General features: G+C 66.2%; 12 protein-coding genes and 1 pseudogene. 7 read left to right on the forward strand and 6 right to left on the reverse strand.

Annotation, left to right across the window (positions count from 1 at the left end):
* The first annotated feature begins 37 nt into the window (after positions 1–37).
* The 3 genes from ACUCV0_RS01695 to ACUCV0_RS01705 all read left to right on the forward strand — a co-directional run bounded on the left by ACUCV0_RS01695 (position 38) and on the right by ACUCV0_RS01705 (position 3,355).
* Positions 38–739 carry an ATP-dependent Clp protease proteolytic subunit gene (locus ACUCV0_RS01695; protein WP_454252654.1) on the forward strand — a complete coding sequence of 234 codons (702 nt, stop codon included), beginning with the start codon at positions 38–40 and terminating at the stop codon, positions 737–739.
* 263 nt (positions 740–1,002) lie between these two features.
* Positions 1,003–2,487: a SulP family inorganic anion transporter gene (locus ACUCV0_RS01700; protein ID WP_313649299.1), complete on the forward strand. Its 1,485-nt coding sequence runs from the start codon at positions 1,003–1,005 to the stop codon at positions 2,485–2,487.
* A gap of 16 nt (positions 2,488–2,503) precedes the next feature.
* Positions 2,504–3,355: a universal stress protein gene (locus ACUCV0_RS01705; protein WP_482211851.1), complete on the forward strand. Its 852-nt coding sequence runs from the start codon at positions 2,504–2,506 to the stop codon at positions 3,353–3,355.
* A gap of 42 nt (positions 3,356–3,397) precedes the next feature.
* Here the strand turns inward: ACUCV0_RS01705 and ACUCV0_RS01710 are convergent, their stop codons facing one another.
* Positions 3,398–4,312 (reverse strand): LysR family transcriptional regulator, encoded by a 915-nt coding sequence (locus ACUCV0_RS01710; RefSeq protein WP_482211852.1) that lies wholly within the window; start codon positions 4,310–4,312, stop codon positions 3,398–3,400.
* A 118-nt stretch (positions 4,313–4,430) separates the two neighbouring features.
* Here ACUCV0_RS01710 and ACUCV0_RS01715 point away from each other — a divergent pair, with 118 nt between their 5' ends.
* Complete coding sequence (locus ACUCV0_RS01715; protein ID WP_017638984.1) at positions 4,431–4,691, forward strand: DUF2798 domain-containing protein; 261 nt, start codon at positions 4,431–4,433, stop codon at positions 4,689–4,691.
* A gap of 22 nt (positions 4,692–4,713) precedes the next feature.
* On the opposite strand, the gene ACUCV0_RS01720 is transcribed toward ACUCV0_RS01715, so the two are convergent.
* A complete protein-coding gene (locus ACUCV0_RS01720) occupies positions 4,714–5,364 on the reverse strand; it encodes a DUF998 domain-containing protein (RefSeq protein ID WP_482211853.1) in 651 nt (216 codons plus the stop codon).
* Positions 5,365–5,498: 134 nt separating this feature from the next.
* On the opposite strand from ACUCV0_RS01720, the pseudogene ACUCV0_RS01725 reads away from it, so the two are divergent.
* Positions 5,499–6,368: pseudogene (locus ACUCV0_RS01725) on the forward strand (LysR substrate-binding domain-containing protein).
* A 398-nt stretch (positions 6,369–6,766) separates the two neighbouring features.
* Here ACUCV0_RS01725 and ACUCV0_RS01730 read toward each other — a convergent pair.
* From ACUCV0_RS01730 to ACUCV0_RS01740, 3 genes are all read right to left on the reverse strand, one after another.
* Positions 6,767–6,952, reverse strand: coding sequence for a hypothetical protein (locus ACUCV0_RS01730; protein ID WP_482211854.1), 186 nt, complete (start codon positions 6,950–6,952; stop codon positions 6,767–6,769).
* 104 nt (positions 6,953–7,056) lie between these two features.
* A complete protein-coding gene (locus ACUCV0_RS01735; RefSeq protein ID WP_482211855.1) occupies positions 7,057–8,703 on the reverse strand; it encodes an acetolactate synthase large subunit in 1,647 nt (548 codons plus the stop codon).
* A gap of 152 nt (positions 8,704–8,855) precedes the next feature.
* Complete coding sequence (locus ACUCV0_RS01740) at positions 8,856–10,004, reverse strand: YbfB/YjiJ family MFS transporter (protein WP_271654266.1); 1,149 nt, start codon at positions 10,002–10,004, stop codon at positions 8,856–8,858.
* A 110-nt stretch (positions 10,005–10,114) separates the two neighbouring features.
* Between ACUCV0_RS01740 and ptrR the strand changes: the two genes are divergently transcribed.
* Positions 10,115–10,999, forward strand: a complete 885-nt coding sequence (gene ptrR, locus ACUCV0_RS01745) for a putrescine utilization regulator PtrR (protein WP_482211856.1) — start codon at positions 10,115–10,117, stop codon at positions 10,997–10,999.
* A 50-nt stretch (positions 11,000–11,049) separates the two neighbouring features.
* Positions 11,050–11,970, forward strand: coding sequence for a Gfo/Idh/MocA family oxidoreductase (locus ACUCV0_RS01750; RefSeq protein WP_313649293.1), 921 nt, complete (start codon positions 11,050–11,052; stop codon positions 11,968–11,970).
* A gap of 435 nt (positions 11,971–12,405) precedes the next feature.
* On the opposite strand, the gene trmA is transcribed toward ACUCV0_RS01750, so the two are convergent.
* The gene (trmA, locus tag ACUCV0_RS01755) at positions 12,406–13,494 is read right to left on the reverse strand and encodes a tRNA (uridine(54)-C5)-methyltransferase TrmA (RefSeq protein ID WP_482211857.1); all 1,089 of its coding nucleotides are present in this window, start codon (positions 13,492–13,494) and stop codon (positions 12,406–12,408) included.
* Positions 13,495–13,538 lie beyond the last annotated feature (44 nt).

Here is a 13,538-nt window from a genome sequence, read left to right on the forward strand (position 1 = left end):
GGTCTTTGGCTGATTGCCGACCTGGGAGCGAGAGGGGATGAGACGTTCGAGCGTTGCTAAACGGTTGGCCGCCGGGGCCTTGGTCGTGCTGGCCGCAGGCTGTCTGCCGGAGGCCTCCGCCGAGATGGCCGTCATCCGCGGCGAGGGCACGGCTGCCAGCGCCGACACCGCGTCGGTGTACTTCAACAGCGGTATCAACGACCGCTCGGTCAGCTCCCTGCTGGCCGCCCTGAGCGACATCGCCCTCAAGTACCCCGCCACCAAGAACGTCAACCTCTATCTCAACAGCCCGGGCGGCAGCATGGAGGCGGGCTATGTCGCCTACGAATTCATCCGCCACTATCCGCTGCACATCAATACCATCGACGCCGCCGCGACGGATTCATCCGCCACCATGATCTATTGCGCGGCCGAAGATCGTTACGCGGCGCCACTCGCCAGCTTTCTCCTGCATCCGGCCGCGGCGGCCATCGCCGTCAACGGCTACATGAAGCCGGATCAGGCCAAGCAGGCGTTCGAGGACGTCGAGCGCGAGAACCTCAAGTTCCGTGAGATCTACAAGGGCTGCCTCAAGCTGGCGCCAGAAGAGCTCACCACCCTGCTGTCCTCCGAAAGCAACAGGCGACGACTGGGCTACGACGCCGCCAAGGACATCGGTTTGATCACCCGGGCACCGGACCGGCTGCCGCGTGGGACCGACCGGGCTACCTACTTCGTCAGCGACGGCGGAAGCAGGTGAGGGCAGGTTGACGCCCGGCCAGACCGGCAGGTGCGGTCTACAAACCCTCGTTCTTTCGTGATACCTTCCGGGTATGCATTTCCCCTCCCGCGACTGGCAACCCAGTCCCCCATAGCTCGCACCTCTCCCGTTCTTGCATCGCTGATGCAAGGACGTCTGCCGTCCTGTCGCGCCCGCGGCGTGACGGCTGCCAACCCTGGAATTCACGCCTGATCCGGCGTCTGCCACTCGCTTGACGGGTCAGGCACAGGTGCGAGTTGTCTATGTTGAATACCCTCAAGACACATTGGTTTTCCAATGTGAAGAACGATGTGCTGTCCGGATTGGTCGTCGCCCTGGCGCTGATCCCCGAAGCCATCGCCTTTTCCATCATCGCGGGACTCGATCCCAAGGTGGGGCTCTACGCCTCCTTCTGCATCGCCGTGGTGATCGCTTTCGTCGGCGGTCGCCCCGGCATGATCTCGGCGGCTACCGGCGCCATGGCGCTGCTGATGGTGACCCTGGTCAAGGAGCACGGCCTGCAATATCTGCTGGCCGCGACCCTGTTGACCGGGGTGCTGCAGATCGCTGCTGGCTATCTGCGCCTGGGTGCGCTGATGCGCTTCGTGTCCCGATCCGTGGTCACGGGGTTCGTCAATGCCCTGGCGATCCTGATCTTCCTGGCCCAGCTGCCCGAGCTGACCCATGTCGGCTGGGAGGTCTACGCCATGACCGCCGCGGGGCTGGGCATCATCTATCTGTTCCCGCTGCTACCGGTGGTGGGCAGGCTGCTGCCTTCGCCGCTGGTGTGCATCCTAGTGCTGACGGCCGTCTCCCTCGCCCTGGGTCTGGATATCCGCACGGTGGGTGACATGGGACAGCTGCCCGATACCCTGCCGGTGCTGCTCTGGCCCCAGGTGCCGCTGAATCTCGACACCCTGCTGATCATCCTGCCCTATTCCCTGGCGCTGGCCGTGGTGGGACTGCTGGAATCCCTGATGACGGCCACCATCGTCGACGACATCACCGATACGCCCAGCGACAAGAATCGCGAGTGCAAAGGGCAGGGCATCGCCAACATCGCCGCCGGCCTGCTGGGCGGCATGGCGGGCTGCGCCATGATCGGCCAGTCGGTGATCAACATGAAATCCGGCGGGCGCACCCGGCTGTCCACTCTTTGCGCCGGCGTCTTCCTGCTGCTGATGGTGGTGTTTCTCGGTGACTGGCTCGCCCGGATTCCCATGGCGGCGCTGGTGGCGGTGATGATCATGGTGTCCATCGGCACCTTCAGCTGGGATTCGATCCGCAATCTGCGGCGGCATCCGCTCTCCACCAACCTGGTGATGGTGGCCACCGTGGTGGTCGTGGTCGCCACCCACAACCTGGCGCTCGGCGTGCTGGTCGGGGTGCTGCTGGCTTCGCTGTTCTTCGCCAACAAGGTGGGGCACCAACTGACACTGACGTCTCGTCTGGAAGCGCCCGGCATTCGCGTCTACGAGGTGCGTGGCCAGGTGTTCTTCTCGTCCACCGCGGCCTTCATCGAGGCCTTCGATTTCAAGGAGGTGCTGGACGAGGTCCGCATCGATCTCAGGGCGGCCCAGTTCTGGGACATCACCGCCGTCGCCGCCCTGGACAAGGTCGTGCTCAGGTATCGCCGGGAAGGCGTGACCGTGCAGGTCCTCGACCTCGATCAGGCCAGCGCGACCCTGGTCGACCGCTTTGGCATCCACGACAAACCCGGGGCCGACAGCCAGCTGCTGGGCCACTGAGAGGGAGAACAGACCCATGAAAGGCATCATCGCCTGCCTCGACGGTTCGCCGCTGACAGCCAGCGTCTGCGACCATGGCGCCTGGCTGGCACAACGGCTGGAGCTGCCCCTCACCCTGCTGCATGTCCTGGAGCGCAGCCTCTATCCCACAGCCCTCGATGCCAGCGGCACCATAGGCCTCGGTTCGCGCGAGCACCTGCTCGAGGAACTGGCGCGGCTGGACGAGCAGCGCGCGCGTCTGGCGCGTGCCGATGGCGCGGCCCTGTTGGCCGGGGCCGTGGAACGGTTGCAGGACAGCGGGCTGGTCAAGGCACCTGCCACGCTCCAGCGGCACGACTACCTGGTGGATACCCTACGCGAACTGGAGGCGGACATGAGCCTGCTGGTGATCGGCAAGCGCGGCGAGCACGCCGGTCGCCGCGGTATCGGTAGCCAGCTGGAAACGGTGGTGCGAACACTGCACAAGCCCATCCTGGTCTGCGCCGCCGACTTCCGCGAACCCCAGCGCTTTCTGCTCGCCTACGACGGTAGCGAGGCTACCCATCAGGGACTGCTGGAAGTCGCCAGGAGCGGGTTGCTGGCAGGGCTGCAGGGCGAGGTCTTGCAGGTCGGTGAGTCCACGCCGGCGCGCGTGGCCGAACTGGAGGCCGCTGCGGAGCTCCTGCGTACCGGCGGCAGCGAGGTGACGACCCACCTCGTGGCAGGGCATCCGGCCGAGGTGATTCCCGAGCGGGTCCAGGCCTCTCGGGCCGACCTGCTGGTGATGGGCGCCTACCGCCATTCCGCCGCCCGGCGCTTGCTGCTGGGCAGTCAGACGTCCCACCTGCTGCACCACACCGACATCACCACCTTGGTACTGCGCCCCTGAGAAAGAGGCCCTGGTCGCTACGACGGCCAGGGCCTTCGCCTGTCAGGAATCAGGCTGCAGGGCCTGTTCGAGAAAGTCGATGAAGGCGCGAACCTTGCCGCTCAGCGCGGAACGCTCGGAAACGCAGGCATAGATGTCCATCGGCTCCGACTGCGCGGCGGTGGCGCCTTGGCTCTGGGCGTCGAACAGCGGCACCAGCTGGCCCCGCTCGATTAGCGGCAGGGCGACGAAGTCCGCCAGGCGCGCGATGCCGCCCCCGTTCACGGCGAGCTGGGCGATCATGTCAATGTCGTCGCAGACGAAGCCAGGGCGGGTGGCCGCCTCGAAGGTCTGACCCGCGCGCACGAAGCGCCAGGGCAGATAGCGTCCATCGGTGGGATAGCGGAACAGCAGGCAGGCGTGCTGCTGCAGCTCTTCCGGGGTGCGGGGTGTGCCGGCCTGTTCAAGATAGGCGGGCGCGGCGCAGAACACAAAGGCACGAGAAGCGATCCGGCGGGCGACCAGGCTGTCGCTCAGCTGCGCCTTGATCCTCAGGCTGACATCGATCTGTTCCAGGCGATGATCCAGGCGCCGGTCGCTGCCGATCAATTCGATGTCGATGCCCGGATAGGTCTGTTTGAACGCCGGCAGCAGCGGCGCGAGCAGGTGGCGGCCAAAGGCGGCGGTGGTGGCTATCCGCAGCGATCCCTGCGGCTCGCTGGCCAGGGTCGCCAGGTGGGCGGCGATCTCGACGTCCTGGGGGATGTGCCGGACTTTCTCGAAATAGCGGGCGCCACTTTCGGTCATGGCGAGACGGCGCGTGGTCCGCGACAGTAGCCGTACGCCCAGATGTGCCTCCAGGCGAGCGATGCTCTGGCTCACCGCGGCCGCGCTCAGGCCCTGAGCACGGGCGGCGCCGGCGATGCTGCCCGCTTCCACGACCCTGATGTAGGTACTGATCAAGCCCAGGATGTCCATGGGGGCCCTGCCGAAGGATTCGTTGATTTCTGTTTATAGTGAACCAAGGCGGAGAAGGCTACCGGCAGATATTCGCCCTTGTAAGCTTGGCCTCGATTCCTTGACCCGAGGCAACCCGATGAATCCGATCAGTCCTGCTACTTCCACCAAGCGCCGCTTTCCCAAGCGGGCGACGCCCTATGTCTTCGCCCTCTATATGTCGACCATCATGGCCCTGCTGATGTGCCTGGTGATCACCCTGGCGGAGTTCGGCTTCGACGCCGACTACTTCAGGAATGTGATGAGTGCCTATCAGGTCGCCATGCCGTCCGCCTTCGTCTGTGTGTTGCTGGTACGGCCTGTGGTCGCCCGGCTCGTCGCCCTGACCGTCCATGCTTGAGCGGTTTCAGGCGGCTGGTCGGTCACGGCTGGCCACCTGGGCTGCGCCTGGCCATTCCGCTCAGGACGGCGAGCCAGCCGACGCCCACGGCATAGTTGAGGCGCTGGTAGAGCCCGAAGCCTTGGCCGTCGGCGACCGCGCTCGCCATCATGCCCGCGGTGACCAGGGCCAGCATCGTGCAGATCGCCGAGAAAACCGCCAGGCCGGGCGAGGCCAGCAACCGCTTGCCGAGCCAAGCCCAGAGCGCGCTCGCCAGGGTCAGCGACAGGAACATCACCAGGCCGGCCAGGTTGTGCAGCTGCTGGGAAACGGAGGGCTGCAACGGGGCGCAGCCCTGGTCGCAGGGGAACAGCCCGGTGGCGAAGCTTGCCAGGCCGTGGAGCAGGATCAGGGCCGCGCTCAACCCGGCCAGGCGCGACGTGCGAAAACGTCTGGCCAGCCCCAGGGCGACCAGCACGAAGAGCACGCCGAGAGGCACGTTATTGAGCCAGGCGGAAAATCCCTGAGTGGGCGCATCGACAGCCCCCAGCCGACTCAGGGCATGATCGACATGGCTGTAACCGGGATACGCCAGGGCGGTCAGCCCTACGCCGATAGTCAACCAGAACGGAATCAACAGACCCGTGCCCAGCAGCAGCCGATCCATCCGGTTCCAGGCGAACGTCCTCGTCATCATCATTCCTGCTGCCTCCCTGGTGTCGTCTGGTCAGGCTAGGAGGTGCTGGCGGGCAAGCGTTACGGATTTTTTTGCAAGGCAGCTTGCCCAGGCGTCATCCTGGGGCGCCCCGCTGCCAAGGATGACCGCTGATGACTAGACGCCTGCCCAGTACTACGGCGCTGGTGGCCCTGGAGGCGGCCGCCCGCCATCTCAGCTTCGCCAAGGCGGCGCAGGAGCTGTCGCTCAGCGAGGGCGCGATCAGCCGGCAGATCGCCAAGCTGGAGGCTGCATTGGGCGTCAGGCTGTTTCTGCGGATCGGCAATCGCGTCGAGCTTTCCGCTGCCGGAGCCCGCTATGCCGCGCACATGCGCACGGCCCTTGCCGACATCGAACGCCACACGCGGCAACTGATCGCCCAGGCCCGCGGCACCACCGCGCTGGAGATCGGCGTCATCCCGACCCTGGCGGGTCGCTGGCTGATCCCGATGCTGGCGCGCTTCCAGGAGCGCCATCCGGACATCGAGGTCAATCTGCGCGAGCGGACGCAGCCCTTCGCCCTGGAAGACAGCGGACTGCACGCCGCGATCAACTATGACCATCCGGTCTGGCACGCTCTGCGGGTGCAGCCGTTGTTCGAGACGCAGCTGGTCGCGGTCTGTCATCCGCGCCTGGCGGGCAATCCTCCGGCCAGCCTGCCGCTCCTGCACAAGCTGGAGAGTCCGCACAGCTAGGCCCGTTATGCCACGCTCACCGGGTTACCCCTGGGCGCCCAGGCGGTTGGTCCTACCTATGATCGCTACTCGCTGCTGATCGAGGCCGCCAAGGCCGGCTTCGGCATGGCCCTGGTACCTGAGCACTACATCGAAGAGGACCTGGTCACCGGCCGGCTCCAGGCGCCCTGGCCGGTCCTGCCGGAACTGCGCGAACGCTATGTGCTGGTCACCCGTCCCACGACGGAAATCGATACCGCGCTCGCAAGTTTCGAACGTTGGCTGCTGGAAGAGGCGAGGGTGGGGTGAGGGAAGTCGTGGCGCCGTAGGTTGGGTTGAGACGGCTTCACCGTCGAAGCCCAACGGCCTAGCCTTCACCTGACTGGCGTTGGGCTTCGCTGTGCTCAGCCCAACCTGCCTTCGTGCCAGCGTGGAAAAGGCTACACCGTTTTCCACCCTACGCCAGGCATGACAGGTGCCTCCCACTCCCTCGGGTAGAGCCAGCCGTAGGTTGGGCTGAGACGGCTCCATCGTCGAAGCCCAACGGCCCAGCCTTCACCTGACTGATGTTGGGCTTCGCTGTGCTCAGCCCAGCCTACCTTTTGTGCCGCGTTTTCCTTCCTGCTGGAAGTCCATCCCAGGCGCTCCCTCTCCCTTGGGGAGAGGACCGGGGTGAGGGGAAGGAGCGGGCGCAAGGAGCGCTAGGATCACACCTTGAGGCGTTCCATCGTCTTCTGCGGATGGCTGCGCAGGGTGGTCATGGCGACCTTGGTGGATTCCATGTCCGGGCTAGTAGCTCGATCTGGTCGACTGCCTTGCTCACTGTCGGACTCGTCTTCACCCAGTCGGGCAAGACCTTCGATCCGGAGCAGGTGGGGACGCGCCGAATCCAACGCAGCTGTAGCTTCCGGTAGTGCAAAGCTGGCGCAAGACACCGCCAAGCAAAAACGCCCCGACCTCACGGCCGGGGCGTTTCCCATGGGGCTAGGCTACCCGATCACACCGCTGCGCTGCGCTCCTTGATGTCCTGGTGCAGGATGCGGTCGTTCTCGGAGTAGTCCACCGGGCAGTCGATGACGTGGACGCCGGGGGTGTCCAGGCAATGCCGAACCAGCGGCGCGAAGGCCGCGGCGCTTTCCACGCGATGGCCGTGGGCGCCGTAGCTTTCGGCGTAGCGGACGAAGTCCGGGTTGCCGTAGTCCAGGCCGAAGTCCTCGAAGCCCATCTGCGCCTGCTTCCAGCGGATCATGCCGTAGCCGTCGTCACGCAGGATGATGACCACCAGGTTCATCTTCAGGCGCACCGCGGTTTCCAGTTCCTGGCTGTTCATCATGAAGCCACCGTCACCGCATACCGCCACGATGGGCGTATTGGGGTAGACCAGGCGCGCGGCCATGGCCGACGGCAGGCCCGCGCCCATGGTGGCCAGGGCGTTGTCCAGCAGCACCGTGTTGGGCATGTAGGCCTTGTAGTTGCGGGCGAACCAGATCTTGTAGATGCCGTTGTCCAGGGCGACGATGCCATCGGACGGCAGCACGTTACGCAGATCGGCCACCAGGCGCTGGGGATAGACCGGGAAGCGGTCATCGGTCGCGCCTTCGGCGACATGGGCCTCGTTGGCTTCGCGGATGGTCAGCAGGCGGTCGAAGTCCCAGGTGGGCTGGACCTCGATGCGCTCCTTGATCTCCCAGATGGCGTTGGCGATGTCGCCGACCACCTCGACCTGGGGGAAGTACACCGGATCGACTTCGGCGGAGCGGAAGTTGATGTGGATGACTTCGGTGCCGCCCCGGGTCATGAAGAACGGCGGCTTCTCGATCACATCGTGGCCGATGTTGACGATAAGGTCGGCGGACTCCAGGGCGCGGTGCACGAAGTCACCGGCGGAAAGAGCGGCGTTGCCCAGGAAGCGCGGATGGCGCTCGTCGACCACGCCCTTGCCCAGCTGGGTGGTGACGAAGGGGATGCCGGTCTTCTCGATCAGCTGACGCAGCACCCGGGCGGTCATCTTGCGGTTGGTGCCGGCGCCCAGCACCAGTACCGGGCTGCGGGCGTTTTCCAGCTTGGAGACGGCGGCGGCGATGGCCTTGGCTTCGGCGACCGGACGACGGCTCAGGCTCGGCGGTACCGGCAGGCTCTCGGTGTGCTCGTCGGCGATGTCTTCCGGCAGTTCCAGGTGCACGGAGCCGGGCTTTTCTTCCTCGGCGAGGCGGAAGGCCTCGCGGATGCGCGACGGGATGTTGTCGGCGGAGGCGAACTGGTGGGTGTACTTGGTGAGCGGCGCCATCATGCGGCACACGTCGAGAATCTGGAAACGCCCCTGCTTGGATTTCTTGATCGGCTTCTGGCCGGTCAGCATCAGCATCGGCATGCCGCCCAGGTAGGCGTAGGCGCCGGCGGTGACCAGGTTGGTGGCCCCTGGACCGAGGGTGGAAAGGCAGACACCGGTCTTGCCGGTGAAGCGGCCGTAGGTGGCGGCCATGAAGCCGGCGGACTGCTCGTGGCGAGTCAGGATCAGCTTGATCTGCGAGGAGCGACGCAGGGATTCCAGCAGGTCCAGGTTCTCTTCGCCGGGAATGCCGAAGATGTATTCCACACCCTCGTTTTCCAAGCAGCGAACGACCAGATCGGAGGCCTTCATCATGAGTGTTGTGTTCCTTGTAGGGTGGGTGGCGAGCGCCTGAGGCGCCTCCTCTATGAGGCGCAGCGGCCACTGTACTCAGGAACGGCGAAACATTTCAAAACAAGGTGCGACCCCGTTTTACTTCTGTGACGAATAGCCGCAGCGGAAACGATTCAGGCGATGCAGCGTTGCAGGGACGCCCGGGCACTGCGCAATTGCAGACCGGCGAAGAGCAGGCCCAGGGCGGCGATCACCAGCGCCGGTTGCAGGTTGCCGGCATAGTGACTGCTCACCGCGCCCAGCAACGGGCCGAGCAGCTGGCCGCTGGCGAAGCTGGCGGTCAGCACCCCGGCGTTGCGTTGCGGCGTGGCCGGCGCCAGCTCGCGACCGTATTGCATCACCAGCTGCATGCAGGCGAGGAAGGGGCCACCACAGAGCAGCACGCCCAGGAACAGCGCCAGACTGCCCGGCAGCAGACAGAGCACGACGCCCGTAGCCTGCAACCAGAGGGTGGCGATCAACCAGCGGCGGGTATCGGTGCCCGGGCGTCTCAGGCTGACCAGCACCACGCCCAGCGCGGCGGCCAGGCCGTATCCCGGCCAGAACAGGTCGGCCTGCCACTGGCCATGGAAGCGGCTGGCCGCCATCTGCGACAGGAAGGTGGCCGGCAGGATGTAGCCGACGCCCACCAGGCCGTAGGCCAGGATCAGCCGGTTGAAGGCGGGCGAGCGCTTGGCCGGCGCCGCGGCGGTGGTAGGCAGCGGGGTGACGGGACCACGCCGCGGCAGCAGGGGCAGCAGCGCCAGGGTCGCGACGCTGGCGAGCAGGCCGTAGCTCAGCCACAGCTGGTTGGAATCGCCACCCAGGCGATTGCTGACCAGGGCCATCAGACCGCTGATGAGGATACCCACCCCGGGACCGGTAAAGACCAGGGCGCCGAGCCGCGGCCGTCCGGCTTCGGCGGCCAGGGGCTGGCTCAGACCGGTCACCATCACCAGCACCCAGGCACTGGCGAGGCCGGTGCCGAAGCGCAGCAGCGCCTGGGCGGCCAGGCCATCGGCCAGCAGCGACGCCAGGGTCAGGCCGGCGCAGAGCCAGAGGCCACCGACCAGGCGCGCGTGGGTGCGACGGGCGAAGAGGGCGTCCAGGGCCCCGAGCAGATAGCCCAGGTAGTTGGCCGCGGCCAGCAGACTGGCGCCGGTGAGATCGATCTGGCCTTCGGCGATGAGATGGGGCAGGGCGGGGGTGAGGGCGAAGCGGCCGATGCCCATGGCGGTGGCCAGGGCCAGCAGGCAGGCCAGCAGGCGGGTGGTGGCGGTCATCGAAAAGGCTCCGGAAGCAAGTGGATGTGGACAGCCTAGGCCTTGAAGTTGATCAATAAAAACGAATAATAGAGAAATAGATGTTCAGCTAAAGAGAAAGGTGGTGATCCATGGAGTTCGCAGAGCTACGCATCTTCCAGGCGGTGGCCGAGGAAGGTTCCCTGGTGAAGGCCGCCGAGCGACTCAATCGGGTGCCGTCCAATCTCTCCACGCGCTTGCGCCAGCTGGAAGACAAACTGGGCGTTGAGCTGTTCCTGCGCGAGCGCCAGCGGCTGCACCTGACCGCCGCTGGCCATCGCCTGCTGGACTACGCCCACCGTCTGTTCGCCCTGGCCGACGAGGCACGCAGCGCGGTGCAGGGTAGCGAGCCGGCCGGCACCTTCGTGCTCGGTTCCATGTTCAGTACTGCAGCCATCCATCTGCCCGGCCTGCTGGCGCGCTATCACCAGCGCTATCCCAAGGTGAATCTGCAGGTGCACAGTGGCCCCAGTGGCGAACTGGTGGAGGGGCTGCTGGCCGGCCGTCTGGACGCCGCCCTGGTGGACGGCCCGGCGCCCGATGCGGCGCTGGAAGGCCAGCCCTGGTTCGAGGAGCGGCTGGTGCTGATCACCGGACTGGAGCTCGGACCTGTGCGCTCGCCGGCCGACGTAGCGGGGCGCCCGGTGTTCGGCTTTCGCGCCGGCTGCTCCTATCGCCGCTACCTGGACACCTGGTACGCCGCGGCGGGGGTGCCCAGCGGGCCGGTGATGGAGATCGAGTCCTACCACAGCATGCTGGCCTGCGTGATCACTGGTGGAGTGGCGCTGATGCCGGAATCCATGCTCGACAGCCTGCCTGGCCGCGAGCGGGTGCAGCGCCACGCGATCCAGGCGCGCTTCGCCCAGGCTACTACCTGGCTGATGTGGCGCAAGGGCCGCGAGGGCGCCAATCTGCACAGCTGGCTGGAGTCGCGCGAGAGCCTGCAGACCGACCGCGAAGCTGTTGCTTTGGTGTGATGATTGCCCGATCCTAGACGGCGGACTCCCACCGTCTACCGAGGACGATCATGATAAGAATAGCCATCGTCGGTTTGGGCAAGATCGCCCGTGACCAGCACCTGCCGGCGCTCGCCGCCAATTCCGAGTACGAGCTGGTCGCCGTGGCCAGCCGCAACGCCCAGCTCGACGGCGTCGCCCACTATCCCAGCCTGAGCGCCCTGCTCGAAGACGGCCCGGCCATCGACGCCGTGTCCCTCTGCGCGCCAGCGGCGGTGCGCTACGAACAGGCGCGCGAGGCCCTGGCCGCCGGCAAGCACGTGATGCTGGAAAAGCCCCCGGGGGCGACCCTGAGTGAAGTGGAAGCCCTGACCCGTCAGGCCGAGGCGGCGGGTCTTTCGCTGTTCGCCACCTGGCACTCCCGCTATGCCCAGGGCGTGCAGCCGGCCCGCGAATGGCTGGAAGGCAAGCGCATCCAGGCGGTGCGCATCGAATGGAAGGAAGACGTGCGCGTGTGGCACCCCGGTCAGGCCTGGATCTGGGAACCGGGCGGCATGGGCGTCTTCGATCCGGGCATCAATGCCCTGTCCATCGTCACCGCCATCCTGCCGCGGCCGTTCTTTCTCAAGGAGGCCGCGCTGCAGGTACCCGGCAATTGCCAGACTCCGGTGGCCGCGCAACTGGCCTTCGTCGACAGCGCCGGCGTACCCATCGCCGCCGACTTCGACTTCCTGCAGACCGGACCCCAGACCTGGGACATCCACGTCGATACCGAGGCCGGTCGCCTGACCCTGAGCAAAGGCGGCAGCGAACTGTACCTGGACGGCCAACTGACCCACCAAGGCCCCGACCAGGAATACGCCGGCCTCTATGCCCGCTTCGCCGAACTGGTCGCCCAGAACCGCTCCGACGTGGACGTGGCACCGCTCCGCCACGTGGCCGACGCCTTCCTCTATGGCCGTCGCGAGACGGTGGCGGAGTTCCACGAGTAGGGCGACCCTCACCCCAACCCTCTCCCCGAGGGAGAGGGGGCGTCCAGACCCACCGCTGCGTTTTTCGTAGGTTGGGTTGAGCGCAGCGAAGCCCAACAAGGGTGTCTGGCCTGTTGGGCTTCGCCGATGGAGCCGTCTCAGCCCAACCTTCGGGTTAGCGGTTTCCTCACCCCAACCCTCTCCCTGAGGGAGAGAGGACGCTTGGACCCAGCGTAGGTGGAAAACGGTGCAGCCTTTTCTACGCGCGGTACTCGTAGGTTGGGCTGAGTGCAGCGAAGCCCAACGGGACGGACCTATTGGGCTTCGACGATGGAGCCGTCTCAGCCCAACCTACGGGGTAGCGGTTCCCTCACCCCAACCCTCTCCCTGATGGAGAGGGGGCGCTTGGACCCAGCGTAGGGTGGAAAACGGCGCAGCCTTTTCCACGTGGGTGCCTCAACGCCGCTCCAGCAGCACCCCACTCTCCATATGGTGCGTCCAGGGGAACTGGTCGAACAGGGCGCAGCGGGTGATGCGGTGGGTGTCGTGCAACTGGGCGATGTTCTCGGCCAGGGTTTCCGGGTTGCAGGAGATGTAGAGGATGCGCTCGAAGCGGCGGGTCAGTTCGCAGGTGTCCCGGTCCATGCCAGCGCGGGGCGGGTCGACGAAGACGGTGCCGAACTGGTAGCTCTTGAGATCCACGCCGGCCAGGCGGCGGAAGGGCCGGACCTCGTTGAGCGCCTGGGTCAGTTCCTCGGCGGAGAGACGAATCAGGGCGATATTGTCCACGCCATTGCTGGCCAGATTGTGCAGCGCGGCGTTGACCGAGGTCTTGCTCACCTCGGTGGCCAGCACCCGGCGCACCCGGCTGGCCAACGGCAGGGTGAAGTTGCCGTTGCCGCAATAGAGCTCCAGCAGATCGTCGTCACGCTCGCCCAAGGCGGTATGGGCCCAGGTGAGCATCTTCTGATTGACCGTGCCATTGGGCTGGGTGAAGCCGCCCTCTGGTTGCAGATAGCTGTAGGTCTTCCCGGCCACCTCCAGTTCTTCGATCACATGATCGCGACCGATCACCAGGCGCTGGCCGCGGGAACGACCGATCAGGCTGACGCCGAGGTCGGCGGCCAGGCGCTCGGCAGCAGCCTGCCAGGCGGCGTCCAGGGGGCGGTGGTACGCCAGGGTGATCAGGGCGTCGCCGCTCAAGGTAGTGAGGAATTCCACCTGGAACAGCTTAAACGACAGGGCCACGTCCGCCTGCCAACCGGCCTTGAGGCGTGGCATCAGGTCATTGATGCGCTGGCTGGCGATGGGAAAGTCTTCGATGAGGATCGGCGAGTGTTTGTCGCCCGGGGCGAACATGGCGTAGTGGCGTTCTTCGTTCTCCCGCCATAGGCGGAATTCGGCGCGCAGGCGGTAGTGCTGCAGCGGCGAGGCGAAGACCTCCGCTTCGGGAGCCTGGAAGGGCGCCAGCAGCTCGCGCAGGCGGGTGGCCTTGGCGTCGAGTTGGACCTGGTAGTCGGCGGGGGCGAAGGAGGGCTGGGACATGGGCGAATCCGGAGAGGCGATGAGGCGGGGAACCTCGGGGCCGA

This window comes from Pseudomonas sp. VMV1, from assembly GCF_056790235.1.